Source organism: Exiguobacterium sp. SH4S7 (genome assembly GCF_004336795.1).
GTDB lineage: Bacteria > Bacillota > Bacilli > Exiguobacteriales > Exiguobacteriaceae > Exiguobacterium > Exiguobacterium aurantiacum_A.
In genome coordinates, this window is sequence record NZ_SJUT01000003.1 from 305,224 (window position 1) to 316,819 (window position 11,596).

An 11,596-nucleotide genomic window follows, 5' to 3' on the forward strand; every position below is an offset into this window, starting at 1 on the left:
CTGTCTCCCCTTCATGCGTCGAATAGATGTTTGTATTCCCCGTATCCCGCAGACTCGAGCTCTTCTTTCGGGATGAATCGGAGCGAAGCCGAATTGATACAGTAGCGTAAGCCGCCGAGTTCTTTCGGACCATCGTCAAATAGATGACCGAGGTGACTGTCGGCATGCTTCGAACGCACTTCCGTCCGGACCATGTGGTGCGTCGTGTCCATGTTCACATCGAGCCGCTTCTCTTCGATCGGTCGCGCGAAGCTTGGCCAGCCACAGTTCGACTGGAATTTGTCACGGGACGTGAAGAGCGGCGTACCATCGATCACATCGACGTACAGCCCTTCCCGTTCCTCATCCCAATACTCGTTTTGAAACGGCGGTTCGGTCCCGTTCTCTTGCGTGACTTTGAACTGCATCGGTGTCAGACGGTCTTTCAGTTCCTGTTTTTGTTTCTTATCGCTCCACGCCTCTTTCACAAACTTGGCGCGACCCGAGCCGACCCGGTACATCTCGTAGCGGAACGGATTTTTCTTATAGTAGTCTTGATGATAGTCCTCGGCTTCCCAAAACGTCTTGGCCGGACGGATCTCGACTTCGATCGGACGTTCGAACCGTCCCGAATTCTCGACTTCTTGCTTCGAGCGTTCGGCCGCGTCCCGTTGTTCTTCCGAATGATAGAAGATGGCCGGTCGATACGATTCGCCGCGGTCGTTGAACTGTCCGCCCCCGTCTGTCGGATCGATTTGTCGCCAGTAAATCCGAAGCAGCTCATCGTATGAGATGACCTCCGGGTCGAACGTCACCTCGATCGCCTCTAGATGACCCGTCGTCTCCGAACAGACTTGTTGGTATGTCGGATTGTCGACGTGTCCGCCTGTGTAACCGGACACGACTCGTTCGACACCTTCGTATTTATGAAACGGTTTGACCATGCACCAAAAACAGCCTCCCGCAAATGTAGCTTTTGCCATAATGAATCCCTCCTTACTATGTAGTGTACCCAAAAAAGCACGCCGACAACAAAAAACGAGAACCCCAAACGTGTTCTCGTCTTCAGTCTTCGACCCGGTTCATATGGCGCATCACTAAAAATAAAATCACACCGACGATCGCTGCCCCGAGTATGGTCAACACCAGGTTGTTTCGTGCCGATAATGTGTAAAAGATGGCTAAACCGATTAAGATGAGCGCGATCGGAATGAACGCTCGTTTAAAATGATCCCAATAACGCACGGACAGTCCCCCTTTTCATCTATCATACCAAACTTTTTTGCTATTATAGAGAGGAAGATACAATCACGGCCAGAAGGAGGACCCATCCATGGATTTTGACCAGTTGTGGGCGAACCGCCCGACTTTGTTGTGGGAAGACCGGCTGAACGAAGGCGACGACGTCTATACGCTGTCGGCGATCCTCGCTGTCGACGCCGCGCTCCGGCGTTATACGAGCGCGTTGGTACATTCCGACGGCACAGAATCCTCGATCCTATCGGCAGTCCGCGATGTCGTCCTGCGTTTGAACGGCCTCGACGAAGAGCACGACCATTTTATCGAGACGCTCGAGCGTGAAGAGCTGTACGACTTCATCCGAGCCGGTGCAGCCATCGCCGGGTATGAAACCGATGAAGACGTCACGGAGGAATGGCGTGAATGGTAACAGTTTGACGATTCATCGCGATTCACAGTTGTCATACTTGAATTAATGATTTCTATCTCGCACAAGGGGACACGTGTATGCTCACCATCATCAACTCTTTTTTCATCAACCTTTGTATTCTGTTCACCCTGTTCACCATCTCATTCTTGCCGTTTCGTAACCGGCCTCGAATTACGCCGCAGTCACCTTTAAAGTTGCGTATCCTGCTCGGTATCCAGAGCGGTCTCATCGCCTTGATTTTGCTCGCGAACGCGCTTCATCTCGAAAAAATATTGATCGACCTTCGTTCCATCCCGATTATGCTCGCCGTCTTGTTCGGCGGATGGATGAGCGGTGTCGTCGCCGGTATGTTGTTTCTCATCGGTCGTTTTTTCATGATAACGGATGGCGAATACGTCGGATTTTACTTAGCTATCGCGACGATGGTCGCACTCGTCCTGCCGACAAGTCTGTTGCGGCTCAAGCTCGACAACACCCGTAACACGCTCCTTGTCTTCACGACGATCAGCGTCGCCGCGTTCGGTTCGGCGCTCTACTATGCCCTCCCGCTCGAGCTGTTCTATCCCATTTTATTCGTCTATATCGTTATGATCTACGCCGGGGCTTGTGCCGCTTATCGCTTGCTCCAAGAGCTGAGACGCCACTTTGAGAACGTTCAGCATCAGCAGCAACTCGCCCGTACCGACGCTTTGACCGGCATCGCCAACCGCCGTCTGTTGAATGAGGCGATGGCCAACTTGACCGTCGAGGCGGAAGCGTACGCCCTCATCCTCGTCGATATCGATCACTTCAAACGCGTCAACGACACGTACGGTCATGATGTCGGGGACGACGTACTACGCGAGCTCGGCATGTTGCTCGTCACCGAAAGTGACGACCGACATCTCGTCGGTCGCTTCGGTGGTGAAGAATTTCTGATCGTCATGCCGAACGCCAAAAAGGACGAAGTGACCCGTCTCGCCGAATCTATACGAGAAAAAGTCTCGACGTTCCCATTCGAGACGAGTGCAGGCACGCTTCACATCACGGTCTCGCTCGGAGCCTGCCATTCGAACGATATCGAAGTCGATAGCGTTTTGAAGCATGCCGACGAAGCGTTATACCACGCAAAAGAATCTGGACGAAACCGTTTCATTTTGGCTTGATGAAGCCGATAACGTTCTCAAAACTTTACTAACTTTGACAGTTTTCCCGCTTTACTTTCAACTAGCGAATCGGTACACTAGGCTAGACTTTGGTTAGAATAAACATAATTAATCATAGATTTGACTAGAAAAAGGGGAAACACATTTCATGACAATATTGTTATCGCTATTCGGATTGATGTTCGTGGGATCGTTCGTCCTCGACTATCAACGTGGCAAGACGTTCCGACAGTCGCTCTTTGGGGGAGTCGACACAATCAAACAGAACCTACTCATCTTTTTACGCACGTCCCTTTCGATGATGATTTTCATCGGGCCGCTCCTGCTTATGTCCATGTTTGCCTTCTCAAAACTTGTGACGTTCGAGACGGTAGCCGCCTTTATGATCGCCGTGCTTAGCATCGGCTTCGCCGAGCGCATCATCGGGATGATCGTCGCCCCGCTCGTCCGGACGTTTTGGCATCAACGCGGCAAGCTGATGCCGCTCTATCTCGATGCTGGACTCTACGTCTTCTTGCTGTCGATTCTCATCTTGGAGTTTCTCATGAACATCCCGGGTGTCGAATTGAACGCACCGGCAGTCGCTGTATTTTACGCGTTCGCCTTGTTCTACATCCGTTATTTGTTCAGCTTGATCCGCTTTACACTCAGTAAAGGCGTCCCGTCAAACTGACTCGACTCGTATGACCTCGACCGCAGACATCCCGTCTGCGGTTTATTTTTATTTTTCTAATTGACAATGAGAATCGTTATCACTTATACTCGAGTTGTAGCTGCCACAGCTGGACGTAACCGTTCCCCAAACTTGTTACGGCCCGTGGATTCCCCTCCACGACACTCTTTTTGAAAGCATTGCGACAACCCCCATTTGTTGCACCCAGATTTGCCATATAAAAACGAGCGGCTCTCCGACGGAGCCGCTCGTTTTTTTCGTTCAGGCGAACACATCTTGTTCAATTTGTTTCAACTCATAAAACATGCCGCGGGCGCGCATCAAGTCGTCGTATGACCCTGACTCGATGATGCGACCTGCTTCCATGACGATGATTTGGTCGAACCGTTCGAGCCCGGTCAGACGATGGCTGACCATGACGAGTGTCGCCTCGTCCGCCTTCCGGAAGATTTCAGCGAACACATCGGATTCGGTCCGCGCGTCTAACGCCGACGTCGCTTCATCTAAAATCCAGAGCAACCCGTTCTTCAACAACGCCCGGGCGATGGCGAGCCGTTGCCGTTCCCCTCCGGACAAGTTCGCCCCTTTCTCGAGCATTGGCTCATCGAGCGCGAAACCGAGGCGGACGCTTCGCAGCGCCAGCTCCATCTCGTCATCGGAGAAGTCTCCGGCAAGGGCCAAGTTGTCTCGGACGGTACCGAAAAAGAAGTGGTTCTCTTGCATGACGACACTCGCTTGAGACCAGACCGATGTTTGTGTGACCTCATTCAAGCGCTGACCCTCGATTCGTACTTCGCCTGTCTCTGGCCTTACAAACGCGAGCAACAGTTGCAGGAGCGTCGACTTACCAGACCCGCTCGGACCGACGATCACGGTCTTCGATCCGCGAGGTAACGTCACATCAACTGTGTCTAGGACGGCACGGAACGTATCCGGATAGCGGTAACTTACGCGTTCAAACGAAATGTCAGGTGCCGTCTGAAGCGCTATGTCGTCACGGGCCGCTTCTGCCGCCACGAGGTGATCACTTGGTTCGACGACCTCGAGCAAGCGGTTTGCCGCTTGTTTACTATCGGCGTAGTGACCCGGGAAGACCGCCATCGGTGTCACGTTCTCAAACGCGGTCAATGACATCATGACGAGCATGGCCAAGAACAGGCCGTCCAGTTCGCCATCGACGACGAGGTAGGCACCGATCGCGAGCACGCCCCACGACACGAGCAGTGACGCGGCGACGACGAGCGACGAGTTGAAGAACTGGTTCGTCACGTCTTGGCGCTGTGCGGCGGCGTAACAATCGCTTCGAGCGAGCAAGTCGTCACGGGTCTGGCCGAGCTGGTCGTGCAACAATAAATCGCGGTACCCGTACATCATCTCGGTCACCCCGCTCGACAAGTCGCCGCGCAAGGCCCTAATTTCCTGGTCATGCTTCGCTCGGATGCCGGCAAACAAGATCGGAATCAAAAAGCCGGTCACGAACACCCCGAACACGAGCCAAAGGCTGACCGTCATCGAGAAGAACGTGACGAAGAAGATCGTGCTCAAGAAGACGAGCACTAAGATGATTGGCGGATAAAACACCCGCAAAAAGTAGTTTTGAAGGCTTTCGACGTCTCCGACGACACGGGCGAGCAAGTCCCCGCTCCGGTATTTGGCGAAGATGTTCGGCACGAGCGGTTCGAGCTGGCGATAAAACCGGACGCGCAGTTCGCTTAAAATCGTGAACGTCGCCCGGTGTGACGCCAAGCGTTCGCGGTAGCGGCTCCCCGCCCGAATGACGCCGAACAGCTTGATCAGGACGACCGGTACCATGAGCGCATAGAGGGGCGGCACAAGGCCGGCCCGCGACACGAGATATCCACTCGCCGCGAACAAGGCGACAGCCGCGAGGCCTGCCGTATAACCGAAGAAGATCGAGAGGATGATATCCTTTTTCTCTTTCATCATCCATTTTGTGATCGTCCAAAGTGAGTTCATCCTCTCACCCCTTTCTGTAACGTGAACAAGTCGGCGTAGGCCGGGACAGCGAGTAACTGTTCATGTGTGCCGTTCGCGACGAGGTTCCCCTCGTCCATGAACCAAATCGCGTCCGCTTGCTTGATCGTATGGAGACGGTGCGCGACCGTGACAAGCGTCGCGTCACGCGACAACTCCTCGATCGAGCGCCGAACGATTCTCTCGGTCACCAAATCGAGACCGGTCGTCGGTTCATCGAACAAGATGATACCTGGACGCTTCAAGAAGGCACGAGCCAGGGCGAGGCGTTGCCGCTCACCACCGGACAATCCGTAACCGCCTTCTCCGAGCTCGGTATTCAACCCGTCCGGCAAATTGGCGATGACCTCGACGAGGCCGGCGGCTTCAGCCGCCCGCATGATGTCAGTCTCGTCCGCCGTCTCACCGAGGACGATATTAGCGGCGAGACTCCCGGCGAACAAATACGGGTTTTGCGAAATATACCCGATTGTACCGTACCAAGACGTATCGGTGAACGATTCGAGCGGCTCCCCGTCGACGAGGACGCGGCCGCTGTCCGGTTTCACAAGACCGGACAGCACGTTCAACACGGTCGTCTTGCCTGATCCGCTCGCGCCGACCAAGGCGACGTGTGACCGTGCCGGGATGACCCCGCTCAGCGGGTGGAGCGTGAAGCGACCCCCTTCATATTGGAACGAGACCGCATCGAGCACGAGTTCGGGCGTCCGGTTTGTTAGCGGTCTGTCTCCCCATTTGATACGATCGTCCGGGGCGTCGAGCGCCTCGAAGATGCGATCGGCCGCACCCATGCTGCCACGCCCCGTATGGAAGGCGCTGCCGAGGTCTTTGATCGCTAAATAGTATTCCGGGGCCAAGACGAGAATCAAGAAGCCGGCGAAAAACGTCAAGTTTTGCCAAACGACCATCTGGAGCGCCACTTCTAAAGCGACGACGCCGGTGCTGAGCATCGAGATGAACTCGAGCATGAGCCCTGACAAGAAAGCGGTCTTTAAGACGACCATCGTCGCGTCCCGGAAGTCGAGACTGCTCTTCTCGATTGCTTGCGCTTCTTGCTCGGCACGTCCGTATAGCTTGAGTGTCGTCAATCCTTGAAGGACGTCTAAAAATTTCCCCGAGAACTGGTTCATTTTCTCCATCTGCTCTTCAGACTTCTTCTGGGTCGCGATACCGATGATGATGAAAAAGATTGGAATGAACGGCGCGGTCACCATCATGATGACACCTGAGATCCAGTGCTGACTGAAGACGACGACGAGAATGAGCAGCGGGATGATCGATGTCTGGATGACTTGGGGCCAGTACTGGCTAAAGTAAGCATCGACCTCATCGACCGCATCCATATAGACACTGACTTTCTTCCCGGACTGTCCGGATAGAGACGTCTCGATCGGATTCGATGTGTAGCGGTCGAGCAGTTGACGTCGAAGCGTCCGCTTCGCCCGTTCCGACAAGTTGGCACCGATACGTCCCGAGACATACCCGAACAAGGCACGTGCGAGCAACGCGAGCACGAGCCAACCTAGAGACGGGATGACACTTTGGAACGATTCGTTTTTTAAAAATACTCGGTCGACGACGTCGACGATCAAATAAGCCTGAGCCAAGATGGACAACCCGATCATCACCGCGGCGATGACGAGCCCGACGATATGTCCTTTCTCGGCCAAAGCGAGAGCTTGCAGTCGTTTCACTGCGTTCATCCTTTCTAAACGTGCATGACAATTTTTCTTTGTGATGATTCTCACTAATTATAACTGATGTAAGTGTCCATAGCGAACGCTTCGCTTATCGAGACGTGCAAAAAAAACGCCACGAATGCAGCGTGGCGTCAGTGTGTCGCTTGTTCGAAATACTCAGGGTGCAACGTCACGAGTTGACGGGCGTCGAACTGGAGAATGTCTTCTTTTCGCAGTCGCGACAAGATGTGGGACACGGTCTCGCGCGATGTCCCCGACAGTCTCGAGATTTCAACTGTCGTGAACGGACAACGTACGCGCACACCGTCGGCTTCTTTTTCTCCGAGGTCTTCAATCAAGTAATGGATCGTATTGATCACCCGGTCGCTCGCGCTCGGCGTGATGATTTCCTGAACACGGCGTTCGTGAAGGTCAAGGATTCGATTCATCTGACCGACGATATGCAAGAGCATCGTCGCATTTCTTGAGACAAGCGCTTCAAAGCGATCCGTCGGCATATAAATGACTTCAATATCGGTCAGCGCTTCCGCCGAATGTTGGTAATACGTTTCCGTCAACAGTCCCCGGTACGGAAACAGCTGCTTCGGCTTCAAGTAGTCGGTGTATTGATGGGTCGCCGTTTCATTGCACCGCTCGAGCTTCACATACCCACTGATTAAAAAGTAGACGCGCTCACGCGGGTCGCCTTCCATGAATAAAAGCTGCCCTTTGCGGTACGTCCGACAGTATACGTGCGGTAGCAAGCTCTCTAGCTCGCGGCTCGTGCATTTATTGAAGATATCGAGTTGTCTTAAATCGTCGACTGTCCATTGCTGTCTCATGATCAATCCCTCGCTTCCCGAACTGTTCATCTTTCTTTTAGTATACGAGACCCATCTTGTGAAAACGCTTTCAAATTCCGACAGTTTTCTGACAAGACAAAAGAGGGGTTGCCCCCTCTCCTCAGTCGAGCATCAATTCCATGATCGCATCTTGCAAATCGCGTTCGAGTTCGAGCGCATGGAGATCAAACAGCCACGCTTCGAGTCTCGTCTTCGACGCCGCCATCCGGTAGAGGCGGTCTTTCAAATCGTAAGATATCTCGGCGCGGTCAATGAAGCGATACAGGCGCTCCAGTCGATGACCGTTGTTCGTCACCTCGACAGGGAGCGACACCGTCACTTCCTCATCAATTTTACCGAGTTCGAGTCGTAACGTCTGCGTCTCCGGTTTATACTCACCCGAACCGGTCACCCCGCGTACGAGTAATGTGACGGTCCGGTCTGACGGTAAGACGGACGTGTCACCCGTAACATGAACGTGCAGGCTGCGCTCGTCCCAGTCGAGGGTGAACGTCGTCTCGGCGTAAGCTCCGGTCTCATAAGCCCGGTCGGTCCCGTTATCCTCATACAGCGTGAACGTGTTCGATGCCCCTGGGAAGACGACGACTTCGAGATCGGTCGGGTTGTCGGTGTCGTTGCGTCCAGAGCGATGAGCGGCCAGCGGGACGATCGCTCCAGCTTTCGCGAACACGGCCTGTTCGTCAAGCCCACGGAACACTCGGATCGACTTATCACCTTCGTAGCGATGACCCGTAAAGAAGTCGAACCAATCGCCTGTCGGCAACCAGACGTTCGTCGCCGCGACGTGAAGCCGCTTGTTCATCGGCTCGACGATCGGTGATACGACGAGTTCACTGCCGAAGTAGTATTCATTCGGCACGCCATACGCCGCTTCTTCGTCGGGATGATCGTAATACATCGGGAGGATGAGCGGGAGCGCATCCTGATGATTACGCCGGTTCATCGTGTACAAATACGGGATGAGTTGGTGGCGGAGTCGTAAAAACGACTTCATCGACCTTTCGGACTCGAGACCGAAGCGCCACGGCTCTTTGCCGTTAAAGATACTGAACGTCGAATGCAAGCGCATAATCGGGCTGAACACCCCGAACGCGACCCAGCGCGCGGCGAGCTCATCGTCTTTCGACCCTCGGTAATGCCCGCCGATGTCGTGGCTCCACCAACCGTAACCGATATTCGACGCCGTCGCCGTGAAGTAAGGCTGAAACGCAAGCGATGCCCAAGAGATGAGCGTATCTCCCGAGAAACCGACAGGATAGCGATGGCTTCCCGGTCCGGCATAACGCGAGAAGATCAGCGGACGATTTCCGTCCCGGGAAATATCGGCCGCATGATAATGGTTTAACATCCACATCGGGTCGAGCCCTTCCATTTTCGATGTCGACCCTTGCTGCCAGTCGATCCACCAAAAATCGACGCCGTCTACCTCGTGCGGATGATGCATCTGTTCAAAATACGCTTGGATGAAGCGTTTATCAGAGAAATCGAATGGGATGCGATCCCCGTTCGACGGGTCGAGCCCCATCGCTTCGGCCATCTCCACGTATTGGTCTTCGAACGCCCGGACCCCGTCGGCTGGGTGCAAGTTCAGCGTGACGAGCAGGTTCTCTTCTTTCAACCACGTCAAGAAGCCTTTTGGGTCCGGGAACAGATTCTTGTTCCATGAGTAGCCGGTCCAGCCGCTCCCGTACTCTTCAGGGACGTCGGTGACGTGCCAGTCCATATCGATGACGCTAACCGAGAACGGGATGTCTTCCTCTTTGAACCGACGCATGAGGCCTTTGTACTCGGTCTCGTCATAGCGCCAGTAGCGGCTCCACCAGTTGCCGAGTGCTTTTCGCGGCAACATCGGTGTCGGACCTGTCAGCTTATAAAAATCGTGAAGCGCTTGCTTGTATTCGTGCCCGTAGCCGAAGTAGTACAAATCATGGATGCCTTTTCGTCTCGGCTCAACGAAGCGGTCGTCTGTCATGAGAAACGAGTCCGAGTCGTCGATGACGGCATAGCCTTGCTTGGAGACGATCCCCTCCCCGAGCTCGGTCGCTCCATCGACATGATCGAGCGTTCGGGCCGTCCCTTTCAGCGTCCGTTCCGGGCCGTTGAACGTGTAGCGGCTATAGTACGTACTAAAGTTCCCTTTCACGTCGACGTAGAGCGTGTTCGGCGCGAACGGTCCTTTCGTATAATACAGATGAACGTGATCGGTGATGATTTGCAGTTCACTCTCGTCCTCGATGATCCGGAAGTCAGGGACGTCATAGTCCCGGTTCCAAACGACTTGGGTCGGTCGATCTTCGAACACACCGTCCTCGGCGTACTCCATCCGGATCAACTGGCTCGTCAATACCGTGAAGCGATAGCAGCTCCCTTGGACGACGGCACGTTCATCTGCAAGTGGCTTCATTTGCTTTGTGTATACGTTCTCCTGTTCAAATAGACGCATAAGTTCGAGCGTTGCCGCTCTTCGTCACATCCTTCCCCCATATTATTGCAACCGTTTACACAGATGATGATAGCAATGTCAGGTTTGACATACAACAACCCTTCCCCTTGTTCGCGGTTCAAAAACGGCCAGTCCGCGTTATGCACAAAAAAAACCGTAGACGAGATGTCTACGGCGTTGATCATTGTTGGAGCGTCGCAGCGAGCCGGACTCTCGTCCCAACGTCTCCTCGGACAGCAGCGTGCGCCTGCTCGAGCGACGTGATGACGGATACGCGTCCCGTTCCCGACTCGGCAAACTGCAAGGCGGCCCGAACTTTCGGTAACATGCTGCCCGGTGCGAACTGACCTTCGGCGATATACGTCTCGAGTTGCTCGTTTGTCGTTTCGGTTAACGCGGCTTCCTCGGTCGTCCCGAAATTGACGTAGACGTGCTCGACGGCCGTCAAGATGAGCAACATGTCCGCTTCGACGAGTTCCGCGAGCTTCGCGGCGGCAAAGTCTTTATCGATGACCGCCTCGACCCCGACGTATCCGTCTGGCGTGTCGATGACGGGAATCCCGCCACCGCCGGACGCGACGACGATGTGGCCGTTGTCGACGAGGTCACGGATGACCGTATGCTCACAAATCGCTGTCGGGTACGGACTTGGTACGACGCGGCGATAACCGCGGCCCGCATCTTCTTTGAACACATGACCTGTCGACCGTTCGAGCACCGACGCTTCCGCTTCTGAATAGAAGGGACCGATCGGCTTCGTCGGGTGACTGAAGGCACTGTCGTTCGAATCGACGACACACCGCGTCACGATCGGGGCGACGGAACGTTCGAGGCCGCGCGACCGAAGCGCCTTCGTGAGGGCGTTCTCGAACCAATACCCAATCATCCCTTGCGTCATCGCCCCACAGACGTCGAGCGGCATCGCCGGCGTCGCCGCACTGTCCGCGGCCGCCTGTTGCAAAATCAAGTTTCCAACTTGAGGGCCGTTCCCGTGCGTGATGATGACGTCGACGCCTTCTTCGATAAGGGCGACCAACGACTGGGCCGTCGCCTCGACGGCCCGAATTTGAGCGCCCGCCGTCGCATCTTTTCCTTGTTGAATCGCATTCCCGCCTAAGGCGATGACTACTCGTTTGTTACGCATGCTCGA

At 54.5% G+C, this 11,596-nt stretch carries 10 protein-coding genes; 3 read left to right on the top strand and 7 right to left on the bottom strand.

Annotation, left to right across the window (positions count from 1 at the left end; all coding sequences use genetic code 11):
- Nucleotides 1-11: 11 nt before the first annotated feature.
- Together msrA and EVJ29_RS08300 are read right to left on the bottom strand one after the other, a co-directional pair.
- Nucleotides 12-962, bottom strand: a complete 951-nt coding sequence (gene msrA, locus EVJ29_RS08295; protein WP_131464745.1) for a peptide-methionine (S)-S-oxide reductase MsrA — start codon at nucleotides 960-962, stop codon at nucleotides 12-14.
- 82 nt (nucleotides 963-1,044) lie between these two features.
- A complete protein-coding gene (locus EVJ29_RS08300; protein ID WP_016510109.1) occupies nucleotides 1,045-1,224 on the bottom strand; it encodes a hypothetical protein in 180 nt (59 codons plus the stop codon).
- Between the two features lie 88 nt (nucleotides 1,225-1,312).
- Between EVJ29_RS08300 and EVJ29_RS08305 the strand changes: the two genes are divergently transcribed.
- From EVJ29_RS08305 to EVJ29_RS08315, 3 genes are all read left to right on the top strand, one after another.
- Complete coding sequence (locus EVJ29_RS08305; protein ID WP_131464747.1) at nucleotides 1,313-1,648, top strand: hypothetical protein; 336 nt, start codon at nucleotides 1,313-1,315, stop codon at nucleotides 1,646-1,648.
- A gap of 77 nt (nucleotides 1,649-1,725) precedes the next feature.
- Complete coding sequence (locus tag EVJ29_RS08310; RefSeq protein WP_131464749.1) at nucleotides 1,726-2,793, top strand: diguanylate cyclase; 1,068 nt, start codon at nucleotides 1,726-1,728, stop codon at nucleotides 2,791-2,793.
- Nucleotides 2,794-2,941: 148 nt separating this feature from the next.
- Complete coding sequence (locus tag EVJ29_RS08315) at nucleotides 2,942-3,466, top strand: hypothetical protein (protein ID WP_070329148.1); 525 nt, start codon at nucleotides 2,942-2,944, stop codon at nucleotides 3,464-3,466.
- Between the two features lie 261 nt (nucleotides 3,467-3,727).
- Here the strand turns inward: EVJ29_RS08315 and cydC are convergent, their stop codons facing one another.
- From cydC to arcC, 5 genes are all read right to left on the bottom strand, one after another.
- Nucleotides 3,728-5,443, bottom strand: coding sequence for a thiol reductant ABC exporter subunit CydC (cydC, locus tag EVJ29_RS08320; protein ID WP_131504959.1), 1,716 nt, complete (start codon nucleotides 5,441-5,443; stop codon nucleotides 3,728-3,730).
- Entirely contained in the window at nucleotides 5,440-7,164 is a 1,725-nt protein-coding gene (gene cydD, locus EVJ29_RS08325; protein ID WP_131504960.1) for a thiol reductant ABC exporter subunit CydD, read from the bottom strand. The genes cydC and cydD overlap by 4 nt, the downstream gene beginning before the upstream one ends.
- Nucleotides 7,165-7,292: 128 nt before the next feature.
- Nucleotides 7,293-7,982 (bottom strand): Crp/Fnr family transcriptional regulator, encoded by a 690-nt coding sequence (locus tag EVJ29_RS08330; protein WP_131464751.1) that lies wholly within the window; start codon nucleotides 7,980-7,982, stop codon nucleotides 7,293-7,295.
- A 121-nt stretch (nucleotides 7,983-8,103) separates the two neighbouring features.
- The gene (locus tag EVJ29_RS08335; RefSeq protein WP_131464753.1) at nucleotides 8,104-10,446 is read right to left on the bottom strand and encodes a glycoside hydrolase family 31 protein; all 2,343 of its coding nucleotides are present in this window, start codon (nucleotides 10,444-10,446) and stop codon (nucleotides 8,104-8,106) included.
- A 181-nt stretch (nucleotides 10,447-10,627) separates the two neighbouring features.
- Nucleotides 10,628-11,590 carry a carbamate kinase gene (gene arcC, locus EVJ29_RS08340; RefSeq protein ID WP_131504961.1) on the bottom strand — a complete coding sequence of 321 codons (963 nt, stop codon included), beginning with the start codon at nucleotides 11,588-11,590 and terminating at the stop codon, nucleotides 10,628-10,630.
- Nucleotides 11,591-11,596: the final 6 nt, after the last annotated feature.

What these genes read in the sequence shown, in the direction of transcription:
- msrA (WP_131464745.1), bottom strand. Translation starts at nt 962, where the DNA reads ATGGCAAAAGCTACATTTGCGGGAGGCTGTTTTTGGTGCATGGTCAAA.
- EVJ29_RS08305 (WP_131464747.1), top strand. Translation starts at nt 1,313, where the DNA reads ATGGATTTTGACCAGTTGTGGGCGAACCGCCCGACTTTGTTGTGGGAA.
- EVJ29_RS08310 (WP_131464749.1), top strand. Translation starts at nt 1,726, where the DNA reads ATGCTCACCATCATCAACTCTTTTTTCATCAACCTTTGTATTCTGTTC.
- EVJ29_RS08315 (WP_070329148.1), top strand. Translation starts at nt 2,942, where the DNA reads ATGACAATATTGTTATCGCTATTCGGATTGATGTTCGTGGGATCGTTC.
- cydC (WP_131504959.1), bottom strand. Translation starts at nt 5,443, where the DNA reads ATGAACTCACTTTGGACGATCACAAAATGGATGATGAAAGAGAAAAAG.
- cydD (WP_131504960.1), bottom strand. Translation starts at nt 7,164, where the DNA reads ATGAACGCAGTGAAACGACTGCAAGCTCTCGCTTTGGCCGAGAAAGGA.
- EVJ29_RS08330 (WP_131464751.1), bottom strand. Translation starts at nt 7,982, where the DNA reads ATGAGACAGCAATGGACAGTCGACGATTTAAGACAACTCGATATCTTC.
- EVJ29_RS08335 (WP_131464753.1), bottom strand. Translation starts at nt 10,446, where the DNA reads ATGCGTCTATTTGAACAGGAGAACGTATACACAAAGCAAATGAAGCCA.
- arcC (WP_131504961.1), bottom strand. Translation starts at nt 11,590, where the DNA reads ATGCGTAACAAACGAGTAGTCATCGCCTTAGGCGGGAATGCGATTCAA.